This is a genomic window from Pseudomonas sp. P4_D7, assembly GCF_056401755.1.
On sequence record NZ_JBFUIR010000008.1, the window covers coordinates 37355 to 56082 of the forward strand.

At 58.6% G+C, this 18728-nt stretch carries 19 protein-coding genes; 9 read left to right on the plus strand and 10 right to left on the minus strand.

Annotated elements, in window-relative coordinates; translation table 11 throughout:
• Positions 1–29: 29 nt before the first annotated feature.
• Entirely contained in the window at positions 30–806 is a 777-nt protein-coding gene (locus AC1DVF_RS07870; RefSeq protein ID WP_460130224.1) for a ferredoxin--NADP reductase, read from the minus strand.
• A gap of 322 nt (positions 807–1128) precedes the next feature.
• Here AC1DVF_RS07870 and AC1DVF_RS07875 point away from each other — a divergent pair, with 322 nt between their 5' ends.
• Together AC1DVF_RS07875 and AC1DVF_RS07880 are read left to right on the plus strand one after the other, a co-directional pair.
• On the plus strand, positions 1129–1842 hold the full coding sequence (locus AC1DVF_RS07875; protein ID WP_460096983.1) for an autoinducer binding domain-containing protein: 714 nt from the start codon (positions 1129–1131) through the stop codon (positions 1840–1842).
• A gap of 177 nt (positions 1843–2019) precedes the next feature.
• On the plus strand, positions 2020–3144 hold the full coding sequence (locus AC1DVF_RS07880; RefSeq protein WP_093434742.1) for a methyltransferase: 1125 nt from the start codon (positions 2020–2022) through the stop codon (positions 3142–3144).
• 72 nt (positions 3145–3216) lie between these two features.
• On the opposite strand, the gene AC1DVF_RS07885 is transcribed toward AC1DVF_RS07880, so the two are convergent.
• The 3 genes from AC1DVF_RS07885 to AC1DVF_RS07895 form a co-directional block, all read right to left on the minus strand.
• On the minus strand, positions 3217–3384 hold the full coding sequence (locus tag AC1DVF_RS07885; protein WP_194934856.1) for a DUF2474 domain-containing protein: 168 nt from the start codon (positions 3382–3384) through the stop codon (positions 3217–3219).
• A gap of 76 nt (positions 3385–3460) precedes the next feature.
• A complete protein-coding gene (gene cydB, locus AC1DVF_RS07890; RefSeq protein WP_460089022.1) occupies positions 3461–4468 on the minus strand; it encodes a cytochrome d ubiquinol oxidase subunit II in 1008 nt (335 codons plus the stop codon).
• A gap of 3 nt (positions 4469–4471) precedes the next feature.
• A complete protein-coding gene (locus AC1DVF_RS07895) occupies positions 4472–5914 on the minus strand; it encodes a cytochrome ubiquinol oxidase subunit I (RefSeq protein WP_477782286.1) in 1443 nt (480 codons plus the stop codon).
• A 395-nt stretch (positions 5915–6309) separates the two neighbouring features.
• Here AC1DVF_RS07895 and AC1DVF_RS07900 point away from each other — a divergent pair, with 395 nt between their 5' ends.
• Positions 6310–7548, plus strand: coding sequence for an MFS transporter (locus AC1DVF_RS07900; RefSeq protein WP_186623985.1), 1239 nt, complete (start codon positions 6310–6312; stop codon positions 7546–7548).
• Positions 7549–7666: 118 nt separating this feature from the next.
• Positions 7667–7954: a HigA family addiction module antitoxin gene (locus AC1DVF_RS07905; protein WP_095048728.1), complete on the plus strand. Its 288-nt coding sequence runs from the start codon at positions 7667–7669 to the stop codon at positions 7952–7954.
• A gap of 12 nt (positions 7955–7966) precedes the next feature.
• Here AC1DVF_RS07905 and AC1DVF_RS07910 read toward each other — a convergent pair whose 3' ends face one another.
• Positions 7967–8512 carry a DJ-1 family glyoxalase III gene (locus AC1DVF_RS07910; RefSeq protein ID WP_099757235.1) on the minus strand — a complete coding sequence of 182 codons (546 nt, stop codon included), beginning with the start codon at positions 8510–8512 and terminating at the stop codon, positions 7967–7969.
• Between the two features lie 67 nt (positions 8513–8579).
• Positions 8580–9014: a DUF4879 domain-containing protein gene (locus tag AC1DVF_RS07915; protein WP_477782321.1), complete on the minus strand. Its 435-nt coding sequence runs from the start codon at positions 9012–9014 to the stop codon at positions 8580–8582.
• 237 nt (positions 9015–9251) lie between these two features.
• Here AC1DVF_RS07915 and AC1DVF_RS07920 point away from each other — a divergent pair, with 237 nt between their 5' ends.
• Together AC1DVF_RS07920 and trmA are read left to right on the plus strand one after the other, a co-directional pair.
• The gene (locus tag AC1DVF_RS07920; protein WP_477782287.1) at positions 9252–10547 is read left to right on the plus strand and encodes an NCS2 family permease; all 1296 of its coding nucleotides are present in this window, start codon (positions 9252–9254) and stop codon (positions 10545–10547) included.
• Positions 10544–11623: a tRNA (uridine(54)-C5)-methyltransferase TrmA gene (gene trmA / locus AC1DVF_RS07925; RefSeq protein WP_099757238.1), complete on the plus strand. Its 1080-nt coding sequence runs from the start codon at positions 10544–10546 to the stop codon at positions 11621–11623. The genes AC1DVF_RS07920 and trmA overlap by 4 nt, the downstream gene beginning before the upstream one ends.
• Positions 11624–11682: 59 nt before the next feature.
• Here the strand turns inward: trmA and AC1DVF_RS07930 are convergent, their stop codons facing one another.
• Complete coding sequence (locus AC1DVF_RS07930) at positions 11683–12126, minus strand: DUF2442 domain-containing protein (protein WP_320336296.1); 444 nt, start codon at positions 12124–12126, stop codon at positions 11683–11685.
• Complete coding sequence (locus tag AC1DVF_RS07935) at positions 12123–12551, minus strand: DUF4160 domain-containing protein (RefSeq protein ID WP_093434713.1); 429 nt, start codon at positions 12549–12551, stop codon at positions 12123–12125. Before AC1DVF_RS07935 ends, AC1DVF_RS07930 begins: the two co-directional genes overlap by 4 nt.
• Before the next feature lie 314 nt (positions 12552–12865).
• On the opposite strand from AC1DVF_RS07935, the gene aroQ reads away from it, so the two are divergent.
• Positions 12866–13306, plus strand: a complete 441-nt coding sequence (gene aroQ, locus AC1DVF_RS07940; RefSeq protein WP_477782288.1) for a type II 3-dehydroquinate dehydratase — start codon at positions 12866–12868, stop codon at positions 13304–13306.
• Positions 13307–13311: 5 nt separating this feature from the next.
• Positions 13312–14166, plus strand: coding sequence for a shikimate dehydrogenase (locus tag AC1DVF_RS07945; RefSeq protein WP_460130234.1), 855 nt, complete (start codon positions 13312–13314; stop codon positions 14164–14166).
• A 99-nt stretch (positions 14167–14265) separates the two neighbouring features.
• On the opposite strand, the gene AC1DVF_RS07950 is transcribed toward AC1DVF_RS07945, so the two are convergent.
• Positions 14266–14943, minus strand: coding sequence for a TetR/AcrR family transcriptional regulator (locus AC1DVF_RS07950; protein ID WP_194934864.1), 678 nt, complete (start codon positions 14941–14943; stop codon positions 14266–14268).
• A gap of 101 nt (positions 14944–15044) precedes the next feature.
• Positions 15045–16946, minus strand: coding sequence for a 3-dehydroshikimate dehydratase QuiC (gene quiC / locus AC1DVF_RS07955; RefSeq protein WP_099757239.1), 1902 nt, complete (start codon positions 16944–16946; stop codon positions 15045–15047).
• Between the two features lie 358 nt (positions 16947–17304).
• Between quiC and AC1DVF_RS07960 the strand changes: the two genes are divergently transcribed.
• Positions 17305–18642: an MFS transporter gene (locus tag AC1DVF_RS07960; RefSeq protein ID WP_477782289.1), complete on the plus strand. Its 1338-nt coding sequence runs from the start codon at positions 17305–17307 to the stop codon at positions 18640–18642.
• Positions 18643–18728 lie beyond the last annotated feature (86 nt).

Genomic DNA, 18728 nt, shown 5'->3' on the forward strand with positions numbered 1-18728 from the left:
AACAACGGCGCCTTCGAGGCGCCGTTTGTTTACCAGTAATTTTCCACAGCCACCTGACCGGGCCGGCGGGTCAGGCTGAGGCTCATGTGGCGTTTTTTCAGCAGCGCGCGGGTGTCATCGATCATCTGTGGATTGCCGCACAGCATGACGCGCGAATGCTCCATCGACAGCTCCACACCCGCGGCGCGCTCCAGTTCACCATTTTCAATCAGGGTAGTGATGCGCCCGTGCAATGCGTCAGGATGCGCTTCACGCGTCACCGTCGTGATGAACTGCAACTTGTGCGCATGTTCGCTAAGGTATTCACGCTGCGTGAGTCCGGCAATCAACGCCTGATAGGCCAACTCCCGCGCCTCGCGCACGCTGTACACCAGAATGATTCGCTCGAATTTTTCCCAGACTTCGAAGTCCTGCAAAATCGACAGAAACGGCGCTACCCCGGTGCCTGTGGATAACAGCCACAGATCGCGACCGTCGACGAAACGGTCCAGCGTCAGGTAGCCGAAAGCCTGGCGATCCACCAGCAAGGTGTCGCCGACCTGCAGCCGACTCAGCTCACTGGTGAACTCCCCGCCCGGCACGACAATGGAAAAGAACTCGAGAAACTCGTCAAAAGGCGACGACACCATCGAATAGGCACGCCACACAATGCTGCCATCGGCTTTGGCCACACCGAGCCTGGCAAACTGCCCGGCGCGGAAACGGAACCCTGCATCCCGACTGGTACGCAAGGTAAACAGGCTTGGGGTCAAGGGTTGAACATCAAGCAATGTCTGCGTGGTGTATTTCTCGGCACTGGCGGTCATGAGGCACTCCATTGAACGATTGCTGCCAGTGTCGCGCATATTGGTCGCCTTAAACACCGACGATGAGTAATGGCATTCAGCTATTCACCTACATGAATAGCAACTCAACTCATCAAGAAACCTTAAATGCAAAACTGAAAGTTAGGATGACGACCTGAATACTAAACGCCGTCATTCGCTAAGAACTTTTTATAAAAACATTCCCACCATCAATATCGAAAAAATTTAATACCCCTTGTATGAAACGTCCTACACTCCGTTGCGTGCCGGATCTTTTGGATCCATTTTGCGCCCCCCCAGCAATACCAATGGAGACTCTGTAATGGAAACGTGGAAGGAGTCGCAGTTAAAGCAACTGACTTTCGCCAGGGATATAGACGCTGCTTATACGATTCTGTTGAGATTCGCCGAAAACCTGGGCTTTAATTTTTGTGCCATTTCGGTTACTTCACCCAATCGGGAACTACGTCTTGATCCCTTGCAAATCAACAACTACCCCAAAGAATGGAACGCACAATATGATCAGAAACATTACAGTAAAATCGACCCACTAATAGCACACTGCAATCACTCAATGATGCCCATCGTCTGGAGCGAATCGGTATTCGCAGAAAAGCCTCAGCTTTGGCAGGGTTTGCAGCAATATGGACTGCAATATGGCTGGTCACAGTCGTTCCACCATGAGCAAAGCGGTTTGTGCAGCATTATCAGCCTGGCGCGCAAGCATTGCCCCATCAGTCCTCTGGAGTTGTATGAACATTTTGGTTATATGTTCTACGCCACCAGTCACCTGAGTGAACTGTTCGCCAGGACGCTGCCGCCCCAATCTCTCAAGCCCCGCCAACCGCACCTGTCGCCCCGCGAACTGGAGGTTCTGCAATTATCAGCCGGCGGCAAGACCGCTTATGAGATTTCGAAAATCCTCAGCCTGAGCGAACGCACCGTGAACTACCACGTGCAGAACGTCATCGAGAAACTCAACGTCTGCAACAAGATTTCCGCTGTCATCGCGGCCGCCAGAGCCGGCATCATCTAATCAAGCAGTCTTGCGTCCCCTATAAAACGTGCAGGTAATAACCAAGAAAAAAACGTACCATTCGCGACCCTCCTGAGTGATGACGTGAACGTTCGGCGTTGCAGTACACTCGGTCGGTGCCGCAGCACAATGTCAGGGCTGTGGAACACCCCGTTGATTACCCTGAGTTCCCGCCCCATGCCTTTGCTTGATACGCCCTTTGCMCAACTCGACCTGATCCGCCAGCCCGAACAGCAGAACGAACCGCTGCAAGCCTTCGATGCCGCTGACGAATACCTGCTCAACCATCTGGCGGCCCAGCAACCGGCGGCGGACACGCACGTATTGGTGCTCAACGACAGCTTCGGGGCCTTGGCTGCCAGTTTGTCAGGCAAGGTCAGGGTCAGTAGCAGCGGTGACTCATTCCTCGGTTTCCAGGGGTTGGAAAAAAACCTGCTGCGCAATGGTCAGGCATTCGACGCTGTTCGCGGGATCCCCGCCAGCGAGCCATTGGTCGGACCGTTTGATCGGGTGCTGATCCGCGTGCCGAAAACCCTTGCACTGCTGGAAGAACAACTGATCCGTTTACAGGGGCAACTCGCGCCCGGCGCTGAAGTCGTCGCAGCGGCCATGGTCAAACACCTGCCACGCGCCGCCGGTGATCTGCTTGAACGCTACATTGGTCCGGTGCAAGCCTCGCTGGCGGTGAAAAAGGCTCGCTTGTTGATCGCCACGCCTGAAGCAAAAGCCCCGGCCGTCTCGCCCTACCCGTCACGCTATCGCCTCGACGAGCCACCGATCGAGTTGCTCAACCACGCCAACGTGTTCTGTCGCGAAGGCCTGGATATCGGCACGCGTGCGTTCCTGCCGCATCTGCCGAAAAACCTGGGCAACGCCCGCGTCGCCGATCTGGGCTGTGGCAACGGTGTACTGGCAATCGCGAGTGCTCTGCAGAACCCTGATGCGCACTACACGCTGGTCGACGAGTCGTACATGGCGGTGCAATCGGCTAGCGAAAACTGGCGCGCAGCGCTGGGCGACCGCGAAGTGATCGTGCGAGCCGGCGACGGTCTGGCCGGACAGGAAGCGCAGTCGCTGGACGTGGTGCTGTGCAATCCGCCGTTTCATCAGCAGCAGGTGGTGGGCGATTTCCTCGCCTGGCGCATGTTCCAGCAGGCGCGCGAAGCGCTGGTAGTGGGTGGCGCGCTGTACATCGTCGGCAACCGTCATCTGGGTTACCACAGCAAACTGGCGCGGCTGTTCCGCGGCGTCGAGCAAGTGGCGGCCACGCCAAAGTTCGTCATTCTCAAAGCGCGCAAGTAAACCTCAAGGCAAAAAAAACCCTCCGTGAGGAGGGTTGCAAAACCGTACCCGAAGGCGCCGGGACGGGATGATTCAGTGTGTGGTCAGGCCTGCCGCATTCATGAACAGGCGCATCAGGCTGGCAGCGATAAACAGCGCACCGACGCTACCGACCCAGATCAAGGCCAACCAGCCGAGCCGCTGCCACAGCGGTTTTTTTTCGGCTTCTTCAATGTCGTGCAGGGAATGTTTGCCGGTCATTGTTTCGATCCTCAGTAAGATCGATGGCGCCGTTGCCGACGCCATCGCGAGCAAGCTCGCTGCCAAAGGGTTTCGCTTAGTGATAACCGTCCTCATGGGTGACCTTGCCGCGGAACACGTAGTAGCTCCAGAAGGTGTAACCCAGGATGAACGGAATGATGAACAGCGTACCCACCAGCATGAAGCCCTGACTTTGCGGCGGTGCGGCGGCGTCCCAGATCGAGATCGACGGCGGCACGATATTCGGCCACAGGCTGATGCCCAGACCGCTGTAGCCGAGGAAGATCAGCACCAGGGTCAGCAGGAACGGCATGTAGTTGGCATTGCGCGCCACAGCGCGGATCAGGCCGTACATTGTCACCAACACCAGAATCGGCACCGGCATGAACCACAACAGGTTCGGCATGCTGAACCAGCGCGAAGCGATTTCCGGGTGTGCCAGCGGTGTCCACAGGCTGACGACACCGATCACCGCCAACAGCACGAATGCCAGTGGCCTCGCCAGATTGTGCATTTGCTCTTGCAACTTGCCTTCGGTTTTCATGATCAGCCAGGTGCAGCCGAGCAAGGCATACGCCACCACGAGTGCGGCGCCGCAGAACAGGGTGAACGGTGTCAGCCAATCCAGTGAGCCGCCGGCGAACTGCCGATTGACCACCGGCAAGCCGTCGATGAACGCGCCCAGCGCCACGCCCTGGAAGAACGTCGCCGCCACCGAGCCGCCGATAAAGGCTTTGTCCCACAAGTGGCGCTTGTCGTCCTTGGCCTTGAAGCGGAACTCGAACGCCACGCCGCGGAAGATCAATCCGATCAGCATGAAGATCAGCGGCAAGTACAGCGCCGACAACACCACCGAATAAGCCAGCGGGAAGGCGCCGAACAACGCCGCGCCGCCCAGTACCAGCCAGGTTTCGTTGCCGTCCCAGACCGGCGCGACCGTATTCATCATTACGTCACGGTCGACTTTGCCCGGGATGAACGGGAAGAGAATCCCGATGCCCAGATCGAAGCCGTCCATGACCACGTACATCATGATGCCGAAGATGATGATCACGGCCCAGATCAGCGGAAGATCAATACCCATGGCTCAAATCTCCTTGGTCAGGCTGGGGGTGTCGTGATCGGCATCGGCCGAATCGTCGGCGGCGGACAACGGACGCGCCGGAGTACGCTGCTTGCCTGGACCACCGTCCGGCGTCTCGGCGCCTTCGCTGATCTTCGGCCCTTTGCGCACCAAGCGCATCATGTAACCGAGACCTGCGCCGAACAGGGCGAAATACACCACCACAAACATGATCAGGGTGATGCTCATCTGCATGAAGCTGTGGTTTGAAGACGCATCCGCCGTGCGCATCAGTCCGTAGACCACCCACGGCTGACGACCGATTTCGGTGGTGAACCAGCCAGCGAGAATCGCGATCAGGCCGGAAGGCCCCATCCACAATGCCAGATAGAGGAATGGGCGCGAGGTGTAGAGCGTGTCGCGTTTACGCAGCCACAGGCTCCACAGACCGGTGAAGATCATCAGGAAACCGAGGCCGACCATGATCCGGAACGACCAGAACACGATGGTCGAATTCGGCCGGTCTTCCGGCGGGAATTCCTTGAGCGCCGGGACCTGTTTGTCCAGCGAGTGAGTGAGGATCAGACTGCCGAGGTACGGGATCTCCACGGCGAATTTGGTTTTCTCTTCTTTCATGTCCGGCCAGCCGAACAGGATCAGCGGCGTCGCTTCGTCGCCTTTGTTTTCCCAGTGACCTTCGATCGCGGCGATTTTCGCCGGCTGATGCTCGAGCGTATTCAGGCCATGGAAGTCGCCGATGACAGCCTGGATCGGCGCGACGATCAGCGCCATCCACATCGCCATCGACAGCATCGTGCGGATCGCCGGATTGTCCTTGCCGCGCAGCAAGTGCCAGGCCGCCGAAGAGCCGACGAAGAACGCCGTGGCGACAAACGCAGCCGTTGCCATGTGCATCAGACGATAAGGGAACGAAGGGTTGAAAATGATTGCCAGCCAGTCGGTGGGGATTACCTGACCGTTGACGATCTCGAAGCCCTGCGGAGTCTGCATCCAGCTATTGGACGCGAGAATCCAGAACGTCGAAATCAGCGTGCCGATGGCCACCATGACGGTGGAAAAGAAGTGCAGCCCACGTCCGACCTTATTCCAGCCAAACAGCATCACCCCGAGGAAACCGGCCTCAAGGAAGAATGCCGTGAGCACTTCATAGGTCAGCAACGGCCCGGTGACGGCGCCGGCGAAGTCCGAGAAGCGGCTCCAGTTGGTGCCGAACTGGTAGGCCATGACGAGCCCCGAGACCACGCCCATGCCGAAGTTGACGGCAAAGATCTTCGACCAGAAATGGTAAAGGTCACGGTAGGTGTCGTTATGGGTTTTCAGCCACAAGCCTTCGAGCACCGCGAGGTAACTCGCCAGGCCGATGGTGATGGCCGGGAACAGGATGTGGAACGAAATGGTGAACGCGAACTGAATTCGGGCGAGATCGAGTGCCTCTAAACCGAACATAAGTCTTCCTCTGTCAGGTAATACCGGCTTCGGGGCTTGTGGCCCCTGCGCCTACTGCCCCCACGGATATGGAGTGCGGCGAATTCTGATTCGTTCTTTTTTAACAACCATCGCAACGCAGGGAGTCTGGCCAACGGGCCACCAGAGCATGGCCCGGGAGGGTCTTGATCTGGATCAAGCAACGTTGAAAGAGTAGTCCCATTTCCGACGAACAACTGCGTGGTCGTTTGCCGCGTGACAAGTTGCCTCATCGGCGTGGCAATGCTCTGCAATGGATTTCTTGCGGCGAGCTGGAGGAAATCGATGTCTGGCTAACTAAATTTTTTGTCATAGCAACTTCCTGTTACAGACTGGTGATAACCTCGCGGTTCCCCTCGAGCCAGACCTGCCTTCAGATGCCCAGCCAAGAGCCCCTGCTGTTACGTCACCATCGTCCGTTTCTCGCTTTCTGGTTCGCGCGGATCTTCACCGCCAGCGGCTTTCAGATGCTCACTGTGGCAATTGGCTGGAACCTCTACCAATTGACCGGCAACGTCCTCGATCTGGGTCTGGTCGGGCTCGTCGAATTCGCCCCGCGTGTGCTGTTCATGCTGCACACCGGGCATGTCGCTGATCGTTACGACCGGCGCAAAGTCGCGGCGATCTGTCAGTCGTTGCAGGCATTGATCGCCCTGGCGCTGGCCATCGGCAGCGCCACCGATCACGTCACCCGCGAGATGATCTTCATCCTCGCCTTCCTGCTCGGCGCGGCGCGTTCGTTCGAGATGCCGACCACCCAGGCACTGCTGCCGAGTATTGTGCCCAGCGCACTGTTCCCACGGGCGGTAGCAGCGGCACAATCGGCGCAACAGTCGGCAACCATCGTCGCCCCGGCGCTGGGCGGCTTGCTCTACGCGTTCGGCAGCGTCTGGGTGTATGGCCCGACCGTGTTGCTGTATGTCATTGCCTGCACCTTGATGCTCAACCTGCCCGCGCGGCAAACGCCATTGAACAAAGGCAAAGCCACGCTGGATTCGTTATTGGCCGGGATTCGCTTCATTCGCAGCCGCCCGGACATTCTCGGTGCTATTTCGCTGGATTTGTTTGCGGTACTCCTCGGCGGCGCCACGGCGTTGTTGCCGGTATTCGCCAAGGACATCCTGCTGACCGGGCCATGGGGCCTCGGCCTGCTACGTTCGGCACCGGCGGTCGGCGCACTGGGGATGTCGCTGTTCCTCGCCCGATTTGCCGTAGAACGCAACGTTGGCCGAGTGATGTTCACCGCGGTCGGGGTATTCGGCGTTGCCACCATCGCCTTCGGCCTGTCGACCTCTTTCTGGTTCTCGCTGGCGGTGCTGGTGGTGCTCGGCGCAGCGGACATGATCAGCATGGTCATCCGCGCCTCCTTCGTACAACTGGAAACCCCGGACGAAATGCGCGGCCGGGTCAGCGCGGTGAACGGGTTGTTCATCGGTGCTTCCAATCAGTTGGGCGAATTCGAGTCCGGTGTCACCGCTCACTGGTTCGGTACTGTCCCAGCGGTGGTGATGGGTGGAATCGGCACGCTGGTGGTGACCGGGACGTGGATCAAGTTGTTTCCGACGCTGGCTAACCGGGATCGGATGCATTTGCCGGTGGAAGAGGTGAAGGTCTGACAACCTCCAAAACACAAAATAACTGAAAAGGTGCGGTACATAGTTACCGCACCGAGTGTAATGTATCGCCTTACACTCCAGCCCATGATCAAATCCTTCACTGACAGGAGGCAGGCTCATGCCCATGCACAACCCGCCACACCCCGGCGAAACACTGCTGATGGATGTTTTGCCCGAGCTTGGCATCAGCGTGACCGAATTGGCCCGACACTTGGGCTTCGCGCGCCCACATCTTTCCCGTGTACTACACGGACATGCGCCAATCAGCCCGGATCTGGCTGTGCGTCTTGAGCGTGCTGGCATTGGCAAGGCGCGTGTGTGGCTAGGCGTACAAACCGACTACGATCTGTGGCAAGCGGAGCATCGGGAGCAACCGGTTATCGAACTGATCGCTGTCCACGCCTGACACCTCCAGCCACTACAACTCCCCCGCCACTTTCGCCCGCAAGGCCTTGCCGCCGAGTTGCTCGACCAGCGTCAAGGCAAACTCCAGCGCAGCGCCTGAGCCTTGTGCGGTGACGCAGTTGCCGTCGACCACCACCGGTTGATCAACAAACGTACAGCCCGAGAGTTGATGGCTGGCGCTGGGCAAACAGGTCATGCGCCGCTGGCGCAGCACGCCGAAGGATTGCAGGGCGATGGCCGGGGATTCGGCGATGGCGGCGAACAGGCGGCCGGCACTGGCCTGATCCTTGACCAGTTGTTGCAGCGGTTGATGCGCAGCCAGGTGTTGCGAACCGACGGCGCCGCCGGGCAGTACGATCAGGTCGAAGGTTTGCGCCAGCACGTCGACCAGCATGCCATCGGCGGTCAGGCGTGTGCCACGGGCGCAGGTGAGCATGCGTCGCCCTTCAATACTGGCGGCCACCACCTCGATGCCGGCCCTGCGCAGCACGTCGATCAGGGTCACGCTTTGCAGATCATCGATGCCCTCGGCGAGGGTAATCAGGGCTCTAAAGGTCATGGGCGTTATCCGCTGGGTGATCTTCCAAGCGTAGACAGATTTGTCCGGCCCTGTTCGCAGACAGCCGTTACTTGATGTAAAGCTGGGTCGACATCGTATTGCGTGGCGCGTTGATCGAGGTGTTGCTGAAGGTGAAGGTGCCTTCCTGCTTGCCCGCCAGATCGAAGGTATAAAGAGAACCGACGGTTTTGTTGCCGGGAGTGCACTCGGTCAGGTTGCCGTTATCAAAGGCACAGACCGGCGCTCGGGTGCCGTTCACCTCGAAACCGTCCAGGGTGGCATGCGGCTGGCTCTGGCCGTATCCGACTTCCAGTACATAGACCTTGATGCTCGGCCCACTATGATTGCATTGGGTCTGCGTCTGGCCATCGGCAATGTCCTCCAGGCCACAGGCCGGCGATTGCACCTTGATCACTTTCACTTGGGTCAACGGATCCGCCGAGGCCGCCAGCACTATCGGAGCCACGGCCATCAGTGCTGCAATCAAACCCGAAACCTTCATCCAGCACCTGCTCATGCGCTTCCCGTCCCGAAAAAATCAGCGCGCAGTATGGCGCAGTTGGCTTCTAGGCAAAACTTCGCCGACGATCGACACCAACAACCGCCATATTCCTCACGCTGCTGGTATGATGCGCGGCTTTTTCCGGCCCACCACAATTTTCCAGGCGCTTGCGATGGTCTGTGCTTTGCTGTTGAGGTCGATACATTCACGGCGCCACGCGCGCCACGGGGAGCAGACATGCTGGAAAGGCTGTTTCAACTCAAGGCACACAACACCAACGTGCGCACCGAGATTCTGGCGGGCATCACGACTTTCTTGGCCATGGCCTACATTCTGTTCGTCAACCCGAGCATTCTCGGTGAGACCGGCATGGACAAGGGCGCAGTGTTCGTCGCTACCTGTCTGGCCGCCGCGATCGGTTCGACGATCATGGGCCTGATCGCCAACTACCCGATCGCCCTTGCGCCGGGCATGGGTCTGAACGCCTTCTTCACCTACACCGTTGTCCTGCACATGGGCCACACCTGGCAAGTGGCGCTGGGCGCGGTGTTCATCTCGGCGGTGTGCTTCTTCCTGCTGTCGATCTTCCGCATCCGTGAATGGATCATCAACAGCATCCCGCTGCCGCTGCGCTCGGCGATTGCTGCCGGTATCGGCCTGTTCCTGGCACTGATCGCCCTGCACAACGCAGGTATCGTCGTCAGCAACCCGGCGACCATGGTCGGCCTTGGTGACCTGAAACAACCTGCACCGATTCTCGCCACCCTCGGTTTCGCCCTGATCGTCGCCCTCGAAGCATTGAAAGTGCGCGGTGCAGTACTGATCGGCATTCTGGCAGTGACCATCATTTCCATCGCCATGGGCGTCACCCCGTTCAACGGCGTGACCTCGATGCCACCTTCGCTGGCGCCGACCTTCATGCAACTGGACATCAAAGGTGCGCTGGACATCGGTCTGGTCAGCGTGATCTTCGCGTTCCTGTTCGTTGATCTGTTCGACAACTCCGGCACCCTGATCGGCGTCGCCAAGCGCGCCGGTCTGATGGGCAAAGACGGCCACATGCCGAAAATGGGTCGCGCGCTGATCGCCGACAGCACCGCGGCCATGGCCGGTTCGTTGCTCGGCACGTCGACCACCACCAGCTACATCGAATCCGCGGCTGGCGTGAGTGCGGGCGGGCGTACCGGTCTGACGGCCATCGTCGTGGCGATTCTGTTCCTGCTGGCGCTGTTTTTCTCGCCACTGGCGGCCAGCGTTCCGGCGTTCGCCACCGCGCCGGCACTGCTGTTCGTCGCCGTGTTGATGACTTCCGGCCTGGCGGAAATAGACTGGGACGACATCACCGTCGCCGCGCCGGTCGTGGTGACCGCGCTAGCCATGCCGTTCACTTATTCGATCGCCAACGGCATCGCGTTCGGTTTCATCGCCTGGACCGTGATCAAGTTGCTGTCCGGCCGCGCTCGTGAGCTGAACCCGGCGCTGGTGACTCTGTCGATTCTGTTTGTGATCAAGTTGGGTTGGTTCAACGCATGACATTCGATTCCCAGGCTTACGCCGAGCAACTTGAAGCCAAGGTCACGCGTTTGCGTGATCTGCTGGCGCCGTTCGATGCCCCCGAGCCGACCGTGTTCGACTCGCCGCTGCAGAACTTCCGTCTGCGCGCCGAATTCCGCCTATGGCGCGAAGGTGGCGAGCGGCATTACGCGATGTTTTCTCAGGACGACAAACGCACGCCGATCCTCATCGAAGCGTTCCCGATTGCCAGCCTGCGCATCAACCAGTTGATGCCGCAATTGAAAGCGGCGTGGCAAGCCAGTTCGGCGCTGAGCCACAAGCTGTTTCAGGTGGAGTTCCTGACCACGCTGGCCGGCGATGCGATGATCACCCTGTGCTATCACCGCCCGCTGGACGAACACTGGCACGCGGCAGCAACCAGGTTGTCGGCGGATCTCGGTGTGAGCATCATTGGACGCTCGAAGGGCAAACGCGAAGTACTTGGCCTCGATTACGTGGTCGAAAAACTCGAAGTCGGCGGTCGCACCTTCAGCTATCGCCAACCGGAAGGCGCATTCACCCAGCCGAACGGCACGGTGAACCAGAAGATGCTCAACTGGGCGTACGAAGCACTCGGTGACCGCACTGACGACTTGCTGGAGCTGTATTGCGGTAACGGCAACTTCACCCTGCCGCTCGCGACTCGCGTGCGCAAAGTGCTGGCTACCGAAATCAGCAAAACCTCGGTCAACGCTGCACTGAGTAACCTCAGCGAAAACGCTGTGGATAACGTCACCCTGGTGCGTTTGTCCGCCGAAGAACTGACCGAAGCGCTCAACGACGTGCGCCCGTTCCGTCGCCTGCAAGGCATCGACCTGAAGAGCTACGAGTTCGGCAGCGTCTTTGTCGACCCGCCGCGCGCCGGCATGGATCCGGACACCTGCGAGCTGACCCGACGTTTCGATAACATCCTGTACATCTCCTGCAACCCGGAAACCCTGGCGGCGAACATTGCCCAGTTGCACGACACCCACCGCATTACGCAGTGTGCGTTGTTCGACCAGTTCCCGTGGACGCATCATATGGAATCGGGTGTGTTGCTGACCCGGCGTTGATTACGGGACAGCAGATACGAAAAAGCCGTCGTGATTGACGGCTTTTTTGTGGGCGCTCACTAAGCGGGATCGACCTTACGCGGACGCCCGCCCTTTTTGCCATTCGCCCGAGCAGCTTCGGACTTCGCAGCACTGCTTTGACGACCGTTACGTGAAGCAACCACCGACGCGGCCATCCTCATGAGTGACGGGCTCGCTGAAATCAGCCCGGCAATGGAAACGTCAAGGTCTTTGCCCTCATGGCACAGCGCAGTGCCTGCGAAGCCGACTGTCAGCCCCTCGTAATCGCCTGCATCAAACCCGTCAAACTCTGGATACTGGTTCACCGGAAGCAACACACCACTGCCATCCTCAAAACGGATGACCAGAGATGATTCTTCAAAGGTTACGGAGACAGCCTGCAAGCTACTCGCTCGGCGTGCCTCCCCTTGCAGGATGGCGGCGTCGATCATCTCCTCCGTCAGGGGACGATGTGTGGATGGCTTAGCCTTGATGACTTTCATAAATCGATTTCCACTCCTTCCAATGCGCCTATCAATGTCAGAAGAGTTTTGCCCTCTTCTGGCAGATAACGCGCCGATCCCACTCTGTATGTCTTGTCAGTGACGAGTTTCATCCCCAGCACTTCGTTTGAATGGCTGTCCCACAATTGATTGTCGAGACAGACAGTTTGCAATCTTGACCACCAGATCCCGCGTGCTCGCCGCAGATGAGCAGGCTGCTCAAGAGATCGACACAAGCCATCCAGCACGGTTAACGGTGGTCGACGAGAAAGCGGCATGACATCCCAAAGCTCAATATCGTTGTGCCAGAAACTGAACTGTAATCGGGCGCTCCAGCTACCTGAATTCACGTGAACGTGCGGGGGGCAATGCTCATCTCGCAACATGATGACAATCGACAATCCTTTGTAGCTGCACACCTTCATGCTAACCCATCCGTTAGGTTAATAAGTTTCAGGATTCAAGATTCCTTTCAAATCCGACGCCTGGTGATCGGCACATGACGTTTCACCGCTTTTCAGGCTAGCGTCGCAACAGGTCATGAGCCGGGCAATCTCCAGTGAAAAACGTAAGCAAAGCTGTCGTCATATCTCGATCAATATTGCTTCTGTGCGATCACCGAACATAAAACGCCACCTCCATTTTTGTTCAATTGACCATGGTAACCATCTAGTACATTTTATCTCCACAGGCTGAAATCCTCGGCCAAAGCCAAAAACAATAAGTGGAGTTACCCCTCATGCCCCCTATCGTTCTGGTGCTCAACGGCCCGAACCTGAACCTGCTCGGCACCCGCGAGCCGGCGACTTACGGTCACGAAACCTTGACGGACATCTCGGCGTTGTGCGGTCGCGCAGGCGAAGAATTCGGCCTGGCCGTAGAGTTTCGTCAGACCAATCACGAAGGCGAACTGCTCGACTGGATTCACGCTGCCCGCGGCCGTTGCGCCGGGATCGTGATCAATCCGGCCGCGTGGACGCATACTTCGGTGGCGATTCGCGACGCACTGGTGGCCAGTGAATTGCCGGTGATTGAGGTACACCTGTCCAACGTCCACGCCCGCGAGCCGTTTCGTCATCACTCGTTTGTCTCGGCGATTGCCACGGCGGTAATGGCCGGGTTTGGCAGTCATGGCTATCGCCTGGCGCTGGAACATTTCAGTCAGCGGCTGAAGGGGTAATGCGCATGTCTCGCTCTAACGTAATACTCGCCGGGTTGATCGGCGCCGGCATTCAGGCCTCGCGCACGCCGGCGCTGCATGAGCACGAAGGTGATGCCCAAGGCCTGCGTTATCTGTACCGACTGATCGATCTCGATCAACTGAAAATGGACAGCACCGCCCTGCCCGACCTGCTGCTGGCGGCCGAGCGGATGAACTACACCGGGCTGAACATCACCTTCCCGTGCAAGCAGGCAATCATTCCGCTGCTTGATGAGTTGTCGCCGGAAGCCAAAGGTATTGGCGCGGTGAACACCGTGGTGTTGAAGGACGGTAAACGTGTCGGCCACAACACTGACTGCCTTGGATTCGCCGAGGGTTTTCGCCGGGGGCTGAAGGACGCTGCCCGCAAGCGCGTAGTCCAGATGGGCGCCGGTGGCGCAGGCGCAGCAGTGGCCCACGCATTGTTGAGCGAAGGCGTACAGCAACTGACTATTTTCGATGTCGATCGTGAACGCGCTGAGAGTCTGGCGAACAATCTCAATCAGCATTTCGGCTCGGGTCGCGCCGTGGCCGGGCAAGATCTACCGAGTACGCTGAATCAGGCCGACGGGCTGGTGAATACCACGCCAATGGGCATGGCCAAACTGCCGGGCATGCCGGTGCCGGTCGAACTGCTGCGCAAGGAATTGTGGGTGGCGGAGATTGTGTATTTCCCGCTGGAAACCGAACTGCTGCGCAACGCCCGCGCGCTGGGTTGCCGGACGCTGGACGGCGGCAACATGGCGGTGTTTCAGGCAGTGAAAGCGTTTGAATTGTTCAGTGACGTGGTGCCGGACGCGCAGCGGATGCTCGCGCATTTTCAAAGCATGAATGGCTGAGTTCTTTCCCCCTGCTCGCGAAGGCTTACGGCCAGCCAATACATCTATTGACTGACACACCGCTTGCGCGAGCAGGCTCGCTCCCACAGGGGGAATGTGTCAGGCCTGCAGGTAGCGCAGCACCGATTCGCAAATCATCTCGCGATGCCGCTGTTTGATGCTTTCATCCGGCAGATCGATCTGAAAGATCTCGCCAAATGTGTGCCGGTTCGACACACGATAGAAGCAGAACGAGCTGATCAGCAAATGCACATCCAGCGCATCCAGCCCCGCACGGAAAACACCTTCAGCAGCACCACGACGCAGTATCTCACCGAGTGAATCGAGGATGGTGTTGTTCATCGCTTTGATCGCGTCGGAACGCTTCACGTATTCGGCGTTGTGGATGTTTTCGATGCTGACGATGCGCACGAAATCGACATTGCGGTCGTGGTGATCGAAGGTAAATTCCACCAGACGCCGAATCGCCTCTACCGGCGCCAGCTCGGCCAGGTGCAGACGGTTTTCGGTGCTGCGGATGTCACCGTAAAGCTTTTCCAGCACCTCGACGTACAACTGCTCCTTACTGCCGAAGTAGTAATAGATCATGCGTTTGGAGGTGTGGATTCGCTCGGCGATCGCATCGACGCGAGCCCCAGACAAGCCTTGCTGGACGAACTCGACGATCGCCTCCTGCAAGATGTTCTCGCGGGTCTTTTCCGGGTTGTTCTTGCGACTCTTGCGCGGCTCTACAGTGGAAACTTCAGAAGCTGCGGAAAGTTCTGTATTCATCGTCATTGCGGGCTCACGGCCATCACTGCACAGGCGGCGATTATGGGCTGCGCAGCACAGTGAAGGAAGCCGCGCGGCCCGTGTTTAATCCCGCGTTTACGAATTTCCTACAACTTCGCCTGGCGCACGGCACCACTGCGAGATTTGGCCATCGCCGCCAGGCGCACCGCGACGTTCGCCGCGCCATACCCGGCATAGCCATTCTTGCGCTGGATGATCTCGAAGAAGAAACGCCCTTCAAACGGTTCGGTGTAGACGTGGAACAGCTCACCGCCCTGGGCATCACGGTCGTACAGAACGTTGTAATACGCCAGTTCACTGAGAAACTCGTCGTCAAAATCGAAGCGCGCGGCAAGGTCGTCGTAATAGTTGAGCGGAATATCCAGTAGCGGCACGCCGGCTTCTTTGGCGCGACTGACTTCGGCGAAGATGTCGTCACAATCGAAGGCGATGTGGTGCACACCGGAGCCGCGATAACTCGACAGCGCGTGGGAGATGGCGGTGTTGCGGTTCTCGGAGATGTTCAGCGGCAAGCGGATCGAACTGTCGCGGCTACGCAAGGCGCGGCTCTTCACCAGACCATACGGATCAGGCAGCACCACTTCATCGTCCGCTTCGAAATCCAGCAGGCTCTTGTAGAACAGCACCCAACTGTCGAGGCTGTCGGCCGGCAACGCCATGGCCATATGATCGATACGCTTGAGACCGCCACGGGCCGGCGCGTCTGCCAGCAGGTTGAAATCGGTGCCGTAGACGTCGGCCTGTTCATCCACCAGATAAATCAGGCTGCCGTCCGGCGCGCGCACCGCTGCCAGTTCCAGTTCGTTGGGGCCGACCAGTCCACGATAGGGCTGACCTTTGTAAGCGACGGCGCGGGCTAGCGCACTGGCGCTGTCCTTGACCCGCACAGCCGTGGCACACAGCGACGGGCCGTGAGCCTCGAAGAAGCTGTGGGCAAAGGAATACGGTTCGGAGTTGAGGATCAGGTTGATGTCGCCCTGACGCAACAGACTCACGCTCTTGGAACGATGCTGCCCAGCCTTGACGAACCCCAAGCGTTCCAGCCAGTTCGACAGTTTGGCGCCGAGGCTTTCATCGACGGCAAACTCGAGAAACTCGATGCCGTTGTACTCGCTGGCCTTCGGTGTTTCGAAAAGGATTTCGCGATTGGCGACAGGTGTCGCTTCCTGCTCAAGACGCTGACGGGTTTTCTCTTCCAGATACAGCAGTGAACGTAAACCGTCGGCGGCATTGGCCCGTGGCGGCGCGGCGCGGAAGCCATCGTTGAAAATTTCCAGCGACAGTGGCCCGGTGTAACCGCTCTGGATGATCGGCGCGAGGAAGCCCGGCAGATCGAATTCGCCCTGTCCCGGGAAGCAACGGAAATGCCGGCTCCACTCCAGCACGTCCATCTGCAGAATCGGCGCGTCGGCCATTTGCACAAAGAAAATCTTGTCGCCGGGAATGTCGGCAATGGCGCGGGGATCGCCCTTCAGCGACAACGTATGGAAGCTGTCGAGCAACACGCCGAGGCTCGGGTGATCGGCCTGACGCACGATGTCCCAGACCTGTTGATAAGTATTCACGTGACGACCCCACGCCAGCGCTTCGTAACCAATGCGCAAGCCGCGCGCGCCGGCATGCTCGGCCAGCAGGCGCAGGTCATCGACGAGAATTTGTTGATCACCGACGCTGTCGGCCGAGGCGTTACTGCAGACCAGCACCAGGTCGGTGCCCAGTTCCTGCATCAGGTCGAACTTGCGTTCGGCGCGCTCAAGGTTGCGCGCCAGGCGATCACGGCGGCAGCCTTCGAAATCGCGGAACGGTTGAAACAGAGTGATGGCGATGCCGAGATCGGCGCACATCTGTTTAATTTCCCGCGGGCTGCCGTCGTAGTACAGGAGGTCGTTTTCGAAAATCTCCACCCCGTCGAACCCGGCGGCGGCGATGGCTTCGAGTTTTTCCGGCAGGGTGCCGCTCAAGGAAACGGTGGCAATGGAACGCTGCATGCTTCAACTCCCGGACTGCGCCGCTTTATCTTTACTGTAGGAGCCGCCAAAGCCGGCAATCGTTTGATCTTTATTGCTGAAAAGCAAAATCAAAAGATCGCAGCCTTCGGCAGCTCCTACACAGGATGATTTTTATAGTGGGGGAAATTATTGGCTGCATCGATCGTGGCAGCAATTTAAAGTGTACTACCCGGTTAGTTTTGCGTGCGATTATCGAACACAATGGCGGTTTGGCGAATTGACGATTTTTCGTCCACTGCCCAACATCGACTGCACATTGAGTCCGGATCTGAACCACCGGTCGCAGCGTGCAAGTAACAAGCACACCAAATAACAAATCCAAAAACGGGTGGAACACATGATTCCTTCACAGACTTCCCGCATGGCTCCGGCCATGAGCACTGCCACGGGTGGCATCGGCGACAAGATCCGCGGCGCCATGGCTGTCGGCAAGACCCGTTGGGGCATGCTGGCGCTGGTGTTTTTCGCCACTACCCTGAACTACATCGACCGCGCCGCCCTCGGCGTCATGCAGCCCATCCTCGCCAAGGAAATGAGCTGGACGGCGATGGATTACGCCAACATCAACTTCTGGTTTCAGGTCGGCTACGCGATCGGTTTCGTCCTGCAAGGACGCTTGATCGACCGGGTCGGCGTCAAGCGCGTGTTCTTCTGCGCCGTGCTGCTCTGGAGTCTGGCCACCGGTGCCCACGGTCTGGCAACGTCAGCCGTTGGTTTCATGGTCTGCCGGTTTATCCTCGGCCTGACTGAAGCGGCGAACTACCCGGCCTGCGTGAAAACCACGCGCCTGTGGTTCCCGGCCGGCGAACGTGCGGTTGCCACCGGCATCTTCAACGCCGGCACCAACGTCGGTGCGATGTTCACGCCGATGCTGCTGCCACTGGTGCTGCACGTCTGGGGCTGGCAAGCGGCGTTCCTGTGCATGTCGGCACTGGGCGGCATCTGGTTGCTGTTCTGGGGCTTGAAATACTTCAACCCGGAAGATCACCCGAGCGTGAAACAGTCCGAGCTGGACTACATCCGGCAAGAAGTCGAACCGGAACAGGCCCGCGTACCGTTCTCGAAAATCCTGCGGATGCGCGGCACCTGGGCCTTCGCCCTCGCCTACTCGCTGACCGCGCCGGTGTTCTGGTTCTATCTGTACTGGCTGCCACCGTTCCTCAATCAGCAATACAACCTGGGCATCAACGTCACCCAGATGGGCATTCCGCTGATCATCATTTACGTCACGGCTGACTTCGGCAGCGTCGGTGGCGGCATTCTGTCTTCGTTCCTGATCGGTCGCGGGATGAACTCGATCAAGGCGCGGCTGCTGTCGATGTTCCTGTTTGCTTGCTGCATCATCGGCGTGATCATGGCCGCCGGCTCAGCCAACCTGTGGGTGGCAGTGGCAGCGATTTCCCTGGCCATCGGCGCACACCAGGCGTGGACAGCAAACATCTGGAGCCTGGTGATGGACTACACGCCCAAGCACATGATGAGCACCGTGTTCGGTTTCGGCGGCATGTGCGCAGCGATCGGCGGGATGTTCATGACCCAGATCGTCGGCCACATCCTCACCGTCACCAACAACAACTACACCGTGTTGTTCACCCTGATTCCGGCGATGTACTTCATTGCGCTGACGTGGATGTATTTCATGGCACCGCGCAAGATTCCTACCGTCACCGAATAACCTGACCACTTGATTGGCCCCTTGTGGGAGCGAGCTTGCTCGCGAATGCGGACTGACAGTCGAAACAAATGTGACTGACATACCGC